Source organism: Paludisphaera borealis, assembly GCF_001956985.1.
Lineage (GTDB): Bacteria > Planctomycetota > Planctomycetia > Isosphaerales > Isosphaeraceae > Paludisphaera > Paludisphaera borealis.
Genome location: NZ_CP019082.1, coordinates 6797066 through 6813023 on the forward strand (window position 1 = coordinate 6797066; position 15958 = coordinate 6813023).

At 66.4% G+C, this 15958-nt stretch carries 10 protein-coding genes; 5 read left to right on the top strand and 5 right to left on the bottom strand.

Going from position 1 to position 15958, the window contains the following annotated elements:
- Positions 1 to 131: 131 nt before the first annotated feature.
- Both BSF38_RS26290 and BSF38_RS26295 read right to left on the bottom strand, forming a co-directional pair.
- Positions 132 to 599 carry a hypothetical protein gene (locus tag BSF38_RS26290; RefSeq protein ID WP_076350015.1) on the bottom strand — a complete coding sequence of 156 codons (468 nt, stop codon included), beginning with the start codon at positions 597 to 599 and terminating at the stop codon, positions 132 to 134.
- The gene (locus BSF38_RS26295) at positions 592 to 1230 is read right to left on the bottom strand and encodes an RNA polymerase sigma factor (RefSeq protein ID WP_083713535.1); all 639 of its coding nucleotides are present in this window, start codon (positions 1228 to 1230) and stop codon (positions 592 to 594) included. The genes BSF38_RS26290 and BSF38_RS26295 overlap by 8 nt, the downstream gene beginning before the upstream one ends.
- Positions 1231 to 1326: 96 nt before the next feature.
- On the opposite strand from BSF38_RS26295, the gene BSF38_RS26300 reads away from it, so the two are divergent.
- Positions 1327 to 2040 (top strand): FMN-binding negative transcriptional regulator, encoded by a 714-nt coding sequence (locus BSF38_RS26300; RefSeq protein ID WP_237170616.1) that lies wholly within the window; start codon positions 1327 to 1329, stop codon positions 2038 to 2040.
- 25 nt (positions 2041 to 2065) lie between these two features.
- On the opposite strand, the gene BSF38_RS26305 is transcribed toward BSF38_RS26300, so the two are convergent.
- From BSF38_RS26305 to BSF38_RS26315, 3 genes are all read right to left on the bottom strand, one after another.
- A complete protein-coding gene (locus tag BSF38_RS26305; protein ID WP_076350017.1) occupies positions 2066 to 2806 on the bottom strand; it encodes a YebC/PmpR family DNA-binding transcriptional regulator in 741 nt (246 codons plus the stop codon).
- 164 nt (positions 2807 to 2970) lie between these two features.
- Positions 2971 to 5400, bottom strand: coding sequence for a tetratricopeptide repeat protein (locus BSF38_RS26310; protein ID WP_145952335.1), 2430 nt, complete (start codon positions 5398 to 5400; stop codon positions 2971 to 2973).
- A 195-nt stretch (positions 5401 to 5595) separates the two neighbouring features.
- Positions 5596 to 6837, bottom strand: a complete 1242-nt coding sequence (locus BSF38_RS26315; protein ID WP_076351490.1) for an aldo/keto reductase — start codon at positions 6835 to 6837, stop codon at positions 5596 to 5598.
- 413 nt (positions 6838 to 7250) lie between these two features.
- On the opposite strand from BSF38_RS26315, the gene BSF38_RS26320 reads away from it, so the two are divergent.
- The 4 genes from BSF38_RS26320 to BSF38_RS26335 all read left to right on the top strand — a co-directional run bounded on the left by BSF38_RS26320 (position 7251) and on the right by BSF38_RS26335 (position 15957).
- A complete protein-coding gene (locus BSF38_RS26320; RefSeq protein WP_237170617.1) occupies positions 7251 to 8687 on the top strand; it encodes a sigma-70 family RNA polymerase sigma factor in 1437 nt (478 codons plus the stop codon).
- Between the two features lie 61 nt (positions 8688 to 8748).
- Positions 8749 to 10839, top strand: a complete 2091-nt coding sequence (locus BSF38_RS26325; RefSeq protein ID WP_076350019.1) for a carboxypeptidase-like regulatory domain-containing protein — start codon at positions 8749 to 8751, stop codon at positions 10837 to 10839.
- Between the two features lie 114 nt (positions 10840 to 10953).
- Positions 10954 to 11328 carry a BlaI/MecI/CopY family transcriptional regulator gene (locus tag BSF38_RS26330; RefSeq protein WP_076350020.1) on the top strand — a complete coding sequence of 125 codons (375 nt, stop codon included), beginning with the start codon at positions 10954 to 10956 and terminating at the stop codon, positions 11326 to 11328.
- A gap of 51 nt (positions 11329 to 11379) precedes the next feature.
- The gene (locus BSF38_RS26335) at positions 11380 to 15957 is read left to right on the top strand and encodes a carboxypeptidase regulatory-like domain-containing protein (RefSeq protein ID WP_076350021.1); all 4578 of its coding nucleotides are present in this window, start codon (positions 11380 to 11382) and stop codon (positions 15955 to 15957) included.
- Position 15958 lies beyond the last annotated feature (1 nt).

The window sequence follows — 15958 nt, forward strand, 5'->3', positions numbered from 1 at the left end:
CTGCATGATCCTAGAACACCGGAAGCCGTCCCACCAGGCGCCCGCCCGCCAACCCCGGAGAGGCACTGATGACACGAACCACCCGATTCCACGAATGTTTAACACCCCGTTATTGGTAACGGCGCCGGGGCTCAGTCAGCGTGTGGTTTCCCCTGATCAGGTTCGTCCGGCGAAGCGGGCGCGATTTGCCGGCGCAATGCGCGGATCTCGCGCTGAAGATCGAGGATCATCGCGTCGCGCAGTCGCTCCTTCGCCGCCCCGACCGCCGGTCGGAACCTTGAGAAGCCGACCGCCAGAGCAAGGGGCCAGGTCACGGAGGCGAGGCAATAAATCACGCCGACCGTCACCGACAATGGATTTGCATTCTTGGACCAGGGGTCGAAGTCGCCGAGGATTGCGCTCCCGCCGACGAACATCAGCATGAGGGCCACGGCGAATGACGCGGCGCCGACGTAGGCCGCAAGCTGTTCCTTGCGTTCGGCGGCTGTCAGGGCATTCTCGAGGTTCATGCGATAGTCCTTATATTGGGAATCGCTCAGGGATTCGTCCTGCTGGAGAAGTTGCGACGTGAAGCGACGGGTGTGATGCGAGTCAGCCATCGAGCAGCTCCTCGATACGGAGACGAAGCGCGAGCTTCGCGTAATGTAGACGAGACTTCACAGTGCCGGGACCGCAATCGACGACCTCGGCGATCTCTTCGATCGACATATCTTCGATAAAGCGGAGCGTGAGCACGCGACGATGGTCGACGGACAGATCGCGCAGCGCGACATGAACCAGCTCGGCATTCTCGAACGCCGAGTCGTCCAGGCTCGAGGCGTCCAGCGGCTGACCTGCGGCCGTCTCCTCGAACAGCACAGGTCGCCTGGTCTTCCTCCGCAGCTCCGTGACGGCCTGGTCGTGGGCGATCCGATACAACCAGACGCGAAAAGCGGCCGGAGATTGAAGTCGTCGCAATCTTCGATGTACGATCAGCCAGACGGACTGGATAAGATCGAGAGCGCCGTCGGGTTCGCCGAGAATCCTGCGGATGAAGTAGTGCAGCCGCTTGTCGTAACGATCCACGAGCCTGCCGAACGCGTCGCGGTCGCCCTGCTGGGCGAGCAGGACCGTCAGCCGCTCCTCGATTCGATCCAGGTCGTCCGTCAATGGCGTCGTCCGACGGTTCGAGAGTGCGGAGGCTCGTACTCGGGCCGTCTTGATCGATCGAGCGCTCAAGTCCCGCACCATTCAGTCGACGCGGCGTCGCGCGGGGTTCAATCGGTCGGCGACTTTTTTCCGAAAAGGTTGGGCGAGCGTGAGCCTTCGGCCCGACGAGCGGCCGGGATGAACCCAGGGGTCTTGAATCGTGTCCAGAGCCTTGGCCGCGCAGCGGGGGCGTTCCCGCGCGGCCGTTGGGCCTCGTCGTCGATCTGGAGTGAGAACATGTTCGTCCCCGCCTCGTTCGCCGAGACCGATACGGCCAAGCTGCACGAGTTCATGCGGCGGTACAGCTTCGCCGTCTTGACGACGCACGGAGCGGACGGCCTGACGGCCAATCATCTGCCGTTGCTGCTCGACGCCGAAGCCGGGCCGCGGGGCCGGCTGTTCGGGCACATGGCCCGGGCTAATCCGCAGTGGCGACAGGCCGGAGGCGAGGCGCTCGCGGTCTTTTCCGGGCCGCACACGTACGTTTCGCCGACGTGGTACGAGGAGGAGGGGACCGTGCCGACGTGGAACTACGTCGCCGTCCATGCGTACGGCCGGTTCCAGATCGTCGAGGACGACGACGAGCTGCTGGAGATCCTACGGCGGTCGGTCGCGACCTACGAGAGCACGATGCCGGCCCCATGGTCGTTCGACGACTCGGCGGCGTCGGTCCGAGGCCAGCTCAAGGCGATCGTCGGCTTCCACGTCGAGATCACGCGACTGGAGGGCAAGTGGAAGCTCAACCAGAACCATCCCGAGCGCCGCCGCCGGCGCGTGGCGGAGGAGCTCGAGTCCCGCGACGACGCCGATTCCGTCGCCATCGCCGAACTCATGCGTCAGAGCCTGGAGTGACCGCGTACCGGGGGGTGGGGCGGAGTCAACCGGCGGGGACTTCCTCGGGGATGTTGTCGTTGGCGTAGACGTTCTGGACGTCGTCGTTATCGTCGAGGAGGTCTTTAAGCTTGAGCATCTTCTTGCCAGCGTCAGCGTCGAGGTTGACGTAGGTGGCGGGGATGTAGCTCGTCTCGGCGCTCTCGGTCGGGATCTGGGCGTCTTCAAGCGCCTTGCGAACCACCTCGAACTGTTTATGGTCGCAGGTGACCTCGAAGTAGCCTTCGACGAGCTCGACGTCGTCGGCGCCGGCTTCGAGCGCGACTTCCATCAGTCGGTCTTCGGTCGCGTGCTGGGGATCGACGATGAACAGCCCCTTGAACGCGAACAGGTAGCTCACGCAGCCGGTCGCGCCCAGGTTGCCGCCGGCGGCTTCGAACGCGCGGCGAAGCTCGCCCGCGGTGCGGTTGCGGTTGTCGGTCAGCACCTCGCAGAGCACGGCGACGCCCGAAGGGCCGTAGCCTTCGTAGACGATCTCTTCAAAGTTTTCGCCGCCCAGCTCGCCGGTGGCCTTCTTGATCGACCGCTCGATGTTGTCCTTGGGGCAACTGACCGACCGCGCCTTGTCGATCGCGTATCGCAACCGAAGATTAGCGGTGGGGTCGCCGCCGCCGGTGCGCGCGGCCACGTAGATGGCCCGGCAGAGTTTGCTGAACAGCTTGCCGCGCTTGGCGTCCACAAGTCCTTTGCGGTGGGCGATGTTTGAGGAGTGGGAATGTCCTGCCATCTCGTGTCTCAGCTCCTGAAATCCGGCCGATGGGTGTCGTCGACTTCGATGAGGAATCGGGGCGGGTCGACCGGGTTGCGCGACTCCGGGAGAGTCGACGAGGGCCCTCTGGACGAACACGTCCGCCGCCCCGGAGAGGCCGCCGCCGCTTCGTACGGTTTGATTCAAGGGGTGCGGCGCGTGGAGGCTTTAGGCGCTGGATCGAGCGCGCCCAGCGAGCCGAGCTTCTTGCGGATCTCGGCCAGGCGTTTGTCGGGCGGGACGCTCTTGGCGGCGGCCTTTTCGGCTTCCTGCCACAGGGACTTGGCTTTCTCCATGTCCTGGAGCTGGAGGTAGACGTCTCCCAGATGCTCGGGAAGAGTGGCGTCGGGCGGGACGATGCCCCGCTTCTCCATCTGCTTGTGCAGCTCGATGGCTTTCTCAAGCGGCTCGACCGCGTCCTTGATTTTACCTCTCTTGAACAAGACCCAGCCCAGGCTGTCGAGATAAGCGTAGTTCTCGGGGTCTTCCTTGAGGGCCTTGCGGATCATGTTCTCCGCCTTCTCAAGGTTCTTGCCCTGCTCGGCGTAGAGATAGCCCAGGTCGTTGTTCACGCCCGCGTCCTCGGGGAACCGCTGGAGCGCCGTTTCCAGCTCGGCCTCGCCCTTGGCGTAGTCGCCCTGGTTGACGTAGATGACCGAGAGACTGCTGTGGATCAGCTTCGCGACGTCGTCCTTGGAACCGTACCGCGTGAGCATGTCTTGGAACAGCTTGACGGCCTGCTCGTTGCGTCCGAACTTGGTCAGCAACCCGCCGAGCCGGAACTCGTACATCGGATTGCCGGTCTCGTTCTTGATGATCTTTTCGAGGATCGGGACGGCCTCGTCGAGCTTGCCGAGATCGCCCAGGAGGTCGGCGAGCTGCGACTGGCTCTCGGAATCGTTGGGCTCGAGAGCGACGGCCTTGCGGGCCGTTTCGAGGGCCTTTTCGGCCTTGTCCGCGCGGCGATAGAAGCTCGACAGGACGCTCAGGTAGCGCGGGTTCTTCTCGGTCGGGTACTTCTCCATCATCAGTTCGAGCGTCGCGGCGGCCTCGCCGTACTGATCCATCCGCTGCTGGGTGTCGGCGATTTCGAGATAGATCTTGGGGTTGGGCGTCTGATCGAGCATCAGCCGCTGGAGCTTGAGCAGGCGTTCGAGCCGCGACTCCTTGCGCGAGCCGCGGTCGGGGTTGGCGATGATGCTCAGGACGGTGAAGGCCGCCTGCGGCAGGCTCGGGGGCTTGGCCGAGAGCTGCTTCAGGCCCTCGTCGAGCATCTCCTCGGAAAGCGAGTCGTCGCTTGCGGCGGCCTGGAGCTGGGGCATGACGGCCTCTAATCCCCGCGGGCGACCGACGGCCTCGCAGATCACCCTGAGGAGGTCGCCCGCCTTGCGCCGCTTCAAGAGCGACGCGGCCAGGGCCCGGTAGGTCTCCGGCGTCGGCTGGGTGGCAAGCAGGGACTTGTACAGCTCCTCGGCCTTGTCAACCTGGCCGGTCTCGCGATAGCGGTCGGCCAGCACGTATTGCAGCGGCACGTTCTTGGAGTCGCTCTTGGCGGCCGCTTCGAGCCGGGGCGTGATCTGGTCTTCCTGCTTCAGCTCCTTGAGCACCTTGGACAGCAGCTCATAGGCTTCCACGCCCTGCGGCTGCCGCTTGATGTAGCGATCGACGAGAGCCAGCGCCTGCGGTCCCTTGTTGGCCTTCAGCAGGGTGTCCGCCAAGAGCAAGGGGATCTGCGAACTCTCCTCGTCGTAGACCAGCCCGCGCTCGAGCGCCTTGATCGCCAGGTCTTCGCGCTTGGCCGCAAGGAAGACGACGCCGAAGTCCACGTACGTCTTGGCCGGCTCGTTGCCGAGGATGCGTTGCACATCGCTGGGAGACAGGCGGTTGGCGGCCTTGTCGTCGAGTTCCGCCATGAGCAGGGCGTAGGCGTCAGCCGCCTTGTCGACCTGGGAGAGCGGCCCCGAATAGAGCCGTCCCAGCTCAAGCTGCGCCACCAGGCGGCCCGGCGCGTGCGGTTCGAGCTTGGGATTGGCCAGGACCTCTTTCAAAAGCGCCTCGCAAGCCACGTAATCCTTCTTCTGCGTGTAGAACTCGAACAGCCGCTCCAGGGTGTCGGTGTCGCTGGGCTCGGCGGCCAGGGCGATCTTGCCGTATTTGACGGCGTCGTCGGGGCGGCCCAGCGTACCCACGTAGAGCCGGCTCAGCCGCCGGGCGATCGCGACCGACTCGGGGTCGAGCTTGAACGCCTCTTCCAACACCTTCGCCGCTTCCGTGAACGACCGCCGATCCTCGAGCGCCCGGGCCGTCGTGAACAGGCGGATCGACTCGGTCCGCTTGCGGTCCTCGACGGTCTGCGGATTTTTCGGAACGAACGGCTTCGGCGGGTCGTCGCCAGGCAGGTTGAAAACGGCCGAGACATCGGGCTTGGGCTTCGGCTGCTCAGCCGCTGCGTCCGGCTTGGGCGCCGAGGGCTCCTGGGCGATCGCGGCGCCAGTCGTCAAGGTGAACAGCGTGATCGCCGGCAGCATCGTGCTGATGCGGAAGGCTCGAAACCATCGGATCGGCCCGACCATGATCACCTCTCCCCATCCAGAAGCGCCGAGCCTGTCGCGGCGCGAGTCGGGACGACGGTCCCTCGTCTGTATGTTAAGCCCGATGTCCGACGTAGTTACGAATCCAATCGTAGCACGGCCCGGCGGGGCGTGCCAAGATCTGATGAAGGCCGAGGCTGGGGCGAGGCCCAGACCCGCGGCCCGTTCCGATTCGGCTCAGGCCAGGCGGCGATCGACCTCCGGCAGCAGGCGGGCGAAGTCGAGGTTGCCCGGGCACGCGGCGCGGGCTGCTTCGAGATCGGCGCCCGACCAGTCGCGGGCCTCGCCTGAGAGCTTGGCGTACTCGTCACGCGCGATCGCGCGGTCGCCGTGTTGTTGATAATAGGTCAAGAACCGGGTGAGGTCTCCGAGCGCGGCCGGTGTCCCGGCGGCGCGAGAGCAGCGGCCGTCGCAATCGGCGCAGAGCGTCGGCCCGGCCGCGAGCATCGCGTCGCGAAGCTGTTCGATCTGGGCTTCCTTGAGCGGCTCGAACCGCCGGGCGGCGTCGGCGTTCTCGCGCAACTGATCGGTGTTGCGCATCGACACGCACGCGGAGGTGATCCGCTCGTCGGTCCAGATCGCGTGCAACAGCCCCTGGTACGGAGTCAGCTTGCGCTCCTTGAGCACCGGCACGCGCTTGACCACGTCGTCGAGGATGTTGCCGGCGGACTTGTCGCCGAGATGGTTGCCGGCGACCTGCTTCATCGAGATCAGACCGACGCCCTTCTTCCAGCAGGCGTCGATGGCCTTGTTGAGCGGCGAATCCTTGTCGATCCAGGGGCGGTACTGAAGCATGATCGCGTCGACGATCCCGGCCTCGGCCGCCGCCTGCATCATCGCCGCGCGGTCCTGGTGGTGGCTCGAAAAGCCGATGAACTTGATCTTGCCCGACTTCTTGAGTTTGTCGGCGACCTCGCCGAACTCCTTGCTCTTCACAAACCTAACAGCCTCGTCGGTCGAGTGCTTGTCGCCGAGGCCGTGGACGAAGAACAGGTCGATGTAGTCGGTTTTGAGCGTCGCCAGCCGCTCGTCGACCTGCTTGAGCATCTCGCCCGGCTCGCGGGGCGTGTCCTTGGTGACGATGAAGATCTGCTTTCGGACCTCGGGCGACTGTTCGAGCCACTTGCCGAACGTCCCTTCAGTGCCGTAGGCCTTCGCCGAATCGAACGTGCGAATGCCGTTGGCGAACGCGAGCCGCAAGATCCGCTCGTAGGTCGGGCCCCGGATTCCGCCCTGTTCGAGCATCGTCAGCTCGACGCCCGTCTTGCCCAATTTGCGCCTCGGCAGCGCCTCGGGCTTCGCGGGAGCGTCCTGGGCCAAAGCCCCGGAGACCAGCCCCGCCGCCGGCGCGACGGCCGCGGCTTTAAGGAAGGCGCGACGGTCCGGGTCGGGTCCGATCGATTCGTGCGATGAAGCCATGTCTCGCTTCTCCATTGTTCGCGGTCGTGATCCGGCGCTGGAACTCAGGCCATGCTCTCGCCCCCCCCGCGCCGGCGGGACGAATTCCGTCGGCGACGGCCGCCGCCTACAGTATCGAGCGACATCCGCCGCTTATCCATCTCAAAAATCCGGGATTCGACGCAACCCAGCCGCCGCGAGGAGGTTCGAGGATTTCCGATAATATTTGCAAGGAACGCTTTCCGGCGGGCGAGTATCAGAGACACGAGCGATTCTTGGGGGTGTTGTGGATGACGACCGGCAAGCAGTTCGGTGCGACGAGTTCGATGGAGCGGCTCCTCAGTACGGGAACGGTCGTGGGACTTACCGACGGAGAGTTGCTCGATCGATACACCAATCGTCGCGGAGAAGAGGCAGAAACGGCCTTTGCGGCCATGGTGGATCGACACGGGCCGATGGTCCTGGGCGTCTGCCGCGGCCTGCTCCGAAACCCGCACGACGCGGACGACGCCTTCCAGGCCGCCTTCTTGGTCCTCGCCCGCAAGGCCGGCTCGTTGCGAAGCCCCGATCTCGTCGGTCCCTGGCTCTACGGCGTCGCCCACCGCGCGGCGCGTCAAATCATGACCCGGAATCAGCGACGTAAGAAGCACGAGGAATCGGCGGCGGCCGACGCCGGGCGCACCGTCGCCGCGGGGGGGCGCGAAGCCGAGACGGCCGCCCCCGAGGACGTCGAGGCGCTCCACGACGAGATTGGCCGGTTGCCCGAGAAGTACCGGACGGCGGTCGTGCTCTGCGACCTGCAGGGATTGACGCATGAAGAAGCCGCCCGCCGTCTGGGTCGTCCGGTGGGCACGATCAGCGCCCGAGTGTCGCGAGCCCGGGCGCGTCTAAAAGGCCGATTGAGCCGCCGAGGGGTCCCGCTCTCGGTCTTCATCCCAGCCGCGACCCGCGTCGCCGTACCGGCCCCACTGGCCCGTTCAACCATCCTGATTGCGACGGCCGGGACCGTCCCGCCGTCGATCGCCGCGGTTTCTCAAGGAGTCGTCACGTCCATGTTGCTGACCAAACTGAAAACGGCGACGTTGATCTTATTCTCCACGGCGATAGCGGCCGGCGGTGCGACGCTGGCCGCGCGGCGAGGCGAGCCTGCGCCCCCCATCGCCAACCAACGGGAAGCCCCGGACGACGCCCCCGCGCCGGCTGAACCGCCAGAGGTGCCTCGCGAGACGGAACTCATCACGCGGAGCGCGACGAACCTGAGGAAGATCGCCCAGGGAATCCACGCGTACGTTGATGCCGAGAAGAGATTCCCCCCTCCGGCCGTACTCGGAGCCGACGGCTCGCCTTTGCTGAGCTGGCGAGTGGCGATCCTGCCGTACATCGGGGAGAAAGCACTCCACGCTCAATTCCGCCTCGATGAACCTTGGGACGGCCCCCACAACAAGGCGCTCCTGGAGAAACTGCCGAAGGTCTACGCCCCCGTCGCCTCCTCGTCCTCGAAGGCAGGAGCGACTTACTATCAAGCGTTCCATGGCAAAGGTGCGTTCTTCGAGAACCCGAAGGGCCTCCCCCTGGGCCCTGACCAAAACCCATATGACGCGATCTCCGACGGGACGGTCAACACGCTGATGGTGGTCGAGGCCGGGACCACGGTCCCCTGGACGAAGCCCGAGGACCTGAAATACACGCCGGGCGAGCCCGCGCCCAAGCTCGGAGGCCAGTTCAAGGACGGCTTTACGGCGGTCACGGCCGACGGGGCGACACGATTCGTCAAGAGGTCGATCGACCCGAAGATCCTGGACGCCATGATCACGCGCAACGGCGGGGAGATCATCGACTCCGCCGAAATGGGCGAAGGGATTACACCGTGAGCAGCTATCAATTGGCTTAGTAGTCGCGACGATCATCCGCGTCACCATCGGAGTTTGTTCGATGCGTTCCTTCGCAGCCGCATCCGTCTTCTTTCTCCTGGCGACGGCCCTTTCGCTGGCCGTCGCCTCGCGCCCGCCCGCGCCGTTGGTAGACCCGTCCCGAGGGGCTGCGGTACCACTCCCGGCGCGAGATCCGACGGCCGTTCCCGAGACCGTCGCGGTCGTCGGGCGGGTGGTCGGTCCGCACGGCAAGCCGGTCAAGAGGGCGATGCTGTACATGGAAGGCCCGAGTCCGAAAGGTGGGCCGACTCCAAGCCTCTCGACCACGGACGCCGACGGTCGATTTCACTTCGAGATCCCGCGCATCGTCTTGTCCGAACCCCGTTCGACCGACCGAGCCGAATCGGGGCCGGTCGTCGCGGCCTTCGCCGAGGGTTACGGACCCGCCTGGACCGACGACCTGAAGATCGGCGATCCCCAAGGCGTCACCCTCCAATTAACGGCGGACGACGTCCCGGTGACGGGCCGGTTCGTCGATCTCGAAGGACTCCCCGCAGCCGCCGTCACGATCCGGGCGATCCAGATCGACGAAGCGCCCGAGGGGGGGCTGCCAGCCTGGATCGCGGCGAACGGGGCGGCCGGCGATGCATCCCGAGCGTTCGGATTTGACAGCCTGACGAAGCCCCTTCAAGCGAATCTCTCCCGCAAGATTCCGATGGCGACGACTGCCCCCGATGGTCGCTTTCGCCTGGCCGGCCTCGGCCGCGAGAGGATCGTTTCGTTGCTCGTCGAGGGACGAGGAGTCGAGACGCAAGTCGTCCACGTCATGACCCGGATGGGTCCCGCGGCTTCAATCCCCAACTGGAACTGGCGTGCGGGGAGGATCGGCCCGCGCGCCGTCGTGCTCCACCCCGCGGAGTTCGAGACGGCGCTCGCCTCCTCGCGGCCGGTCGAGGGCGTCGTAACCGAGCGAGCCTCCGGGCGGCCACTGCCGGGGGCCGTCGTCCGGGCCGATGTGAACTCCCTTGACGCCTATCCGACGGATTTCCATCTTCGGTTCGATTGGCGGGGGACGTACGTTCGCTCGACGACGGATGCACAGGGTCGATACCGGCTCACGGGCTTGCCGAGTCGCAAAACCGTCGCCGTCCGGGTCGACCCGGTCGACGACCGTCCGCTTCATCCGATCACGCGCAGGTTCAGCAACACGCCGGACGCGGAGCCGACGCGACTCGATTTCGCGCTTCCTCCGGCCGTGCTGGTCCGAGGTCGGGTCGTCGATCGATCGACGGGCGGGCCGGTCGCGGCGAGGATCGAGTATCTGCCGACGTTCGAGAACCCGAACATCCGCACGGTCCCTGATCGAGCCGAGGCGGAGGCCCGATCGACGGACGCCGATGGGCGTTTCGCCGTCACCGTGTTGGCCGGCCCCGGCGTGTTGACCGTCACGGCCCTCGGCGATCGATTCCTCGTCGCCGACCTCGTCGAGAGGTCCGATGCGCGAACCGCTTTCCCCATGGTCTACGGGTCGGCCTCTCCGAGCCGCTGCCACGGAATCGCGGTGATCCATGCGTCGGCCGACGTCGTCGAGATCGTCCGCGATTTCGAGTTGACGCCGAGCCCGGACGCGATCGTGAAGGTCCTCGATCCGGAGGGGAGGCCCCTCGCCGGCGCCCGGGCGGGAGGCATACCGCCGGCGGACGTCGCCCGCGAGGGTTGGTGGCAGTCGCGAGCACAGGCCGTCTTCTCGGTGACGGGCCTGAACATGAATCGCATCCGGGTCGTCTGGTTCCGGTACGAGGCCCGTCGCCTGATCGGCACGCTCGCGGTCCGCGACTCCGAACCCGGCCCACTGGTCGTCCGACTTCAGCCCTGGAGCGCCGTCTCGGGCCGGCTCGTCGACGCCGAGGGACGGTCTCGCCCGCGAGTCGCGATGACCTGCCGACGATCGTCCGAGTATCCCGTTTCTTGGGCCTTGGGACCCATCGGCGCGACGACCGACGGCTCGGGACGGCTCTCGTTTGAGGGCCTGGCGCCGGGGCACGAGTACGTCCTCCAGGAAGCCGCTGCGAAGCTTCCGAACCCCCGTCTGGGCGGCCCCCTCACGTTGAAGCCTGGCGAGGTCCGGTCGCTCGGCGACGTCTCGAAGTAATCGCTTAGGCGATCTCGCCGCAATTTCGACGGCGGCGGAACCACCCGCTTGACAAGATCGTTTACTTGGGTAGATTTACCTCTATGGACGACATGGAATCGGGAGGAAACGCCGATGGGTGGGATTCAGTTGGGCCGGATGCAATTCCGGATCATGCAGGTGCTCTGGGATCAGGGCCGCGCCAGCGCCCGGGAGATCACCGACGCCTTGAATGGGTCGGAGGCGGTCGCGCACAGCACGGTGCAGACGCTGTTGCGGCAGCTTGAGGCGAAGGGGGCGGTGGGCCACGAGGAGTCGGGCCGGACGTTTGTCTTCTTCGCGATGCTGAAGGAGGACAAGGTCAAGCGGACGGCCGCGCGCGACTTGCTGGAGCGGGTCTTCGGCGGCAACGTCGGCAGCCTCGTCGCGCACCTCTTGAAGAACGAAGGGCTGTCGAGGACGGAGCTTGACGAGCTTCAGCAGCTCATCGACCAGAAGCGCAAAGATTGAAAACCCGGGGGCCGAGCGAGCGAAGCGCAGCAATGCAAAGGGGGGGTGGGCATGGGGTATGATCTCGCGATAGTGACGACGCCGGTGGCGGTGTTCGGCCTGAACTGGCTGGTGCAATCGTCGGTCTTGCTCGCGTTGGGCCTGGCGGCCGGTCGATTGGCTCGGGGCAGGGGACCGGCGCTTCAGTCGGCCGTGTATCGAACGACGCTCGCGGCCGTCCTGGTTTGCCCGATCGCCTCGGCGCTCCTCGGCGCGGCGGGTTTCGACGGCTTCTCGCTGCGGCTGCCCGCGCCGGAGAAACCGCCCCCGGCCCCGGTGATCTCACAGCCGATCGTGGAACGCGTCGAGGAGCCTCCGAGCCCCGACATCGCGTTCATCCCGCCAAGCTTGGTCGAAAGTCCCTCGCCGACCGCCGACGAGACCGAGATCGACCGCGTCACAGCCCCAGCCGAGACGGAAGCGTCCGAGGCCGTCGCGACGCCGGAGGTTCGTTGGAGCTGGTTCACCCTCGCGAACGTCGCGGTGATCGGCCTGGCGGCGTGGGGCCTGGGTTCGCTGTTCCTCTCCCTGCGGCTTGTCGTCCAGCAGCGCCGGATGCGACGGTTGCGGGCTTGCGCCGCGCCGGCCGACGCCGACGCCGAGGCGCTTTGCCGCGCCGTCGCAGCGCGGATGGACGTCGCCGCGCCGACCGTCTGGCGCAGCCCGTTCCTCTTCAGCCCCTGTCTCGACGGCCTGCGTCGGCCGGCGATCTTGCTGCCCGACGACGTCGACGAGAACTTGCACGAAACGTTTGTTCATGAACTGGCCCATCTGGCGCGACGAGACGGTCTGTGGAACCTTCTGCGACGCCTGGCCGCCGCCGTCCTCTGGTTCCAGCCGCTGCTCTGGGTTCTCTCGCGACGGCTCGAAGCGACGGCCGAAGATGTCTGCGACGACTACGTCGTCCACTTCGGCGCCGACCGCGCCCGCTACGCCGGCCTCCTGCTCGGCTTCGCCGGCCGCGCCTTGCCCCCTCGTTCCCCGTCGGCCGTCGGCATGATCTCACTCCGCTCGATGCTCGCGCGGCGGGTCGTGCGCATCCTCGACACATCGCGGGCGCTCTCGACCCGCGCCGGCAAGAAGGCGATCCTGGCCACGCTGATTCTCGGTCTCGCCTCGACGACGTTCGCGGGCCTCCTCGGCGTCGGCGGCCAACCGCCCCCCCCGGAAGCAGCCGAACCTGCCGAGGCCGCCCCCCTGGAGGAGGAAAAATCCCTCGCCGTCGATGTGCCGATCACCGGGCGGATCGTCGACCTCGAAGGCCGGCCGGTCGCGGGCGTCGTCGTGAAGATCGGGGGGGTGAAGATCCCGAAGGGGGACGACCTGTCGGCCTGGATCGAGGGCGTCAAGAAGGGAGAGCCTCCGTGGGTCGTGGCTCGGTTGATCGACTGGGATCGCAAGACGCCCGATGTCGAAGGCCGCGAGGCGAAGACCGACGCCGACGGCCGGTTCCGGTTCGACGGGCTGGGGATGGAGCGCGTTGTGGGGCTGTCGCTGCGAGGCGAGACAATCGCGTACACGACGCTCGACGTCGTTTCGAGGAAGACGGGGCCGATCCCGGCCAAGGGCTTCGCGAATCACAACGGAGCCAGATCCGAGACGATCTACGGGGCCGATTTCATCTACACCGCCGCCCCCGGCCGGGCCATCGAGGGGGTCGTCAAGGACGCGAAGACCGGGAAGCCGCTCGCCGGCGCGGGCGTCTGGAGCGACCGCTTCGCCGGCTCCGACTTCGTGGGCATTCACTCGCTGAAGACCACGACCGACGCCCACGGCCGGTTCCGCCTGAATGGGTTCCCGAGGGGCAAGGGCAATGCGCTCCACGTCGTGCCGAACGACGATCAGCCCTATTTCATGCGGGAGTTCGACCTCCCCGAACCGGAGGGGACGGATCCGATCCAGGTCGACGTCCCCGTGCATAAGGGGATCTGGATCGAAGGCGCGATCACCGACCGCGAGACCGGCAAACCGGTGCCCGACGCCTGGCTGCACTACCTGCCGTTCCTCTCGAACACCTTCGCCCAAGCGGCGCCGGAGTTCGGCATGGGCGGCGGTGCGCACGGGGCCGCCCATCAGGACCGCTACACGTCGAAGGCGGACGGCTCGTTCCGGCTCGTCGGCCTGCCGGGCCGGGCGATCGTCGGGGCAATCGAGTATCAAGACAAGCTGGTGAAGCTCTACATGCAAGGGGCGGGGTCGGAGTCGATCGCCGGGATGAATAAGAACGGCCACTTCGAGACATACAGCAATCCGGTCATTGCGGGGAAGCTCTGGCCGACGGTGATGAAGGAGATCGATCCGCCCGCCGACGCGACCTCGTTCCGCGTCGACCTCCAGCCGACCGCGGGCGACTCCGTGCGCGTCCGGATCGTCGCGCCGGACGACCGGCCCGTCAAGCCAGTGAAGACGATCGGTCGGACTTCGAAGGGATCGTACGATCGCGACGACGTCGACGCCGCCGAGGCCGAGGTCCAGCATCTCCACCCGGGCGAAGAGCGTACCACGGCGTTCCGCAGCAAGGAAAGGAACCTCGGCAAGGTCGTCCGCGTGAAGAAAGGGGACGATGCCGCGGGCCCCGTGCCCGTTAACCTCGAGCCGCTCGCGAAATTGACCGGCGTAGTCGTCGACGAAGACGGAGCCACCGTCTCCGGGGCCAGGGTCCGCACGGACCTCCTCCCCTCCGGCGACTTCGCTTCCCGCCTGGAGGAGACGTCGACCGACGAGAAAGGCCGATTCGTCGTCCCCGACGTCCCGACCGGGTGCGAGTACGCCATGGTCGTCGAGTCCCCCGGCCCGAACAGGACGAGGAAGATTGCGATCCTCAAGAAAGCCGTCGTCAAGCCGGGCGAGACCACCGACGTCGGCGAAATCCGGTTCGGAAACCGAGACGCGCAAGCCGACCAAGCAGCGAAGCCCCCCGCAGCGGGCGCGCCGATCACCGGCCGGATCATCGACCTCGAAGGCCGTCCGGTCTCGGGTGTCGTGGCAAAGATTGAGAGCGTGAGCATTCCAAAGGGTGACGATTTAACGGCGTGGATCGAGGGGGTCAAGATCGGTTCGCCCCCATGGGTCGTCGCTGGCGTCATCGACTGGGATCGCAAAGCACCCGAGGTCAAGGGGCGCGAGGCGACGACCGACGCCGACGGCCGGTTCCGGTTCGACGGGCTCGGCGCGGAACGCGTCGTGGGGCTCTCCCTGCGAGGCGAGACGACCGCGTACACGTTGATCGACGTCGTCACGCGAAGAATAGCCCCGATCCCCGCCAAGGGCTTCGCGAACCAGTACGGCCACGGCGCCCAGACCGTCTACGGCGCGGATTTCACCTACTCGGCCGCCCCCAGCCGCCCCGTGGAAGGGGTCGTGAAGGACGCGAAGACCGGCGAGCCGCTCGCCGACGCGGGCGTCTGGAGCTACCGCTTCGCCGGCTCCGATTTTGTCGGGACCAAATCGCTGAAGACCCGGACCGACGCCACGGGGCGTTTCCGCCTGACCGGGATGCCGAAGGGGAAAGGCAACACGCTCCTCATCGTGCCGAACGACGAACAGCCTTACCTTATGCGGGAGTTCGAGCTTCCCGACCCGGCGGGATCGGAGCCGGTCAAGGCCGACGTCGCCGTGCATAAGGGCGTATGGATTGAAGGCAAGCTCACGGAGCAGGAGACCGGGAAGCCCATCCCCAACGCCTGGCTGCACTATCTGCCGTTCCTCTCCAACACATTCGCCCAGGCGACCCCGGAGTTCGGCAAGGACGGTAACACGGACGGCGTCGGCTATCAGGACCGCTACAAATCGAAGCCCGACGGCTCGTTCCGCCTCGTCGGCCTGCCAGGCCGAGCGATCGTCGGAGCCAAGGCGCTCCTCGACGACCGCGAGTTGCTGTACATGCAGGGGGCGGGCTCGGACAAAATCGCCGGGATGAAGCCGAACGGCCACTTCGAGACTTACCGCAACCCGGTCGATCCGGGAAAACTCTGGCCGACCGTCATGAAGGAGATCGACCCGCCGGCCGACGCTCAGACCGTCCACGTCGACCTCCAGACGACTAACGGCGATTCCGTGAAGATCCGGATCGTCGACTCCGGCGGCGGCCCGGTCTCCAAGTTGGAATCCCAGGGGCGGCAGTCGCGTGGTTCGTACGAGGCGAAGCCCGTCGAGACGTCGGACGCCGAGGTCGCGCATCTCTATCCCGGCGAGGAGCGGACCGTGATGTTCCGGCTGAAGGACCGGAAGCTCGGCAAGGTCGTGCGGGTGAAGAAGGGGAACGACGCCAAGGGGCCGGTCGTCGTCACACTCGAACCACTCGCGACCTTGATCGGCCGCGTCGTCGACGCCGATGGGGTCGGAGTCTCTGGAGCGAGGGTCCGCCCCGACTTGCTCCCCTCGGGCGACTTCAGCGCCCGCCTGGCGGCTGTTTCCACTGATGAGAAGGGGAAGTTCGTCGTCCCCGACGTCCCGACCGGATGCGACTACGGGCTGGCCGTCGACAGCCTCGGCGCCATCAAGTCGATGCGATTCGCATTCTTCGAGAAAGCCGTCGTCAAGCCCGGCGAAACCACCGACGTCGGCGAAATCCGGTTCGGAAAGGATTGAG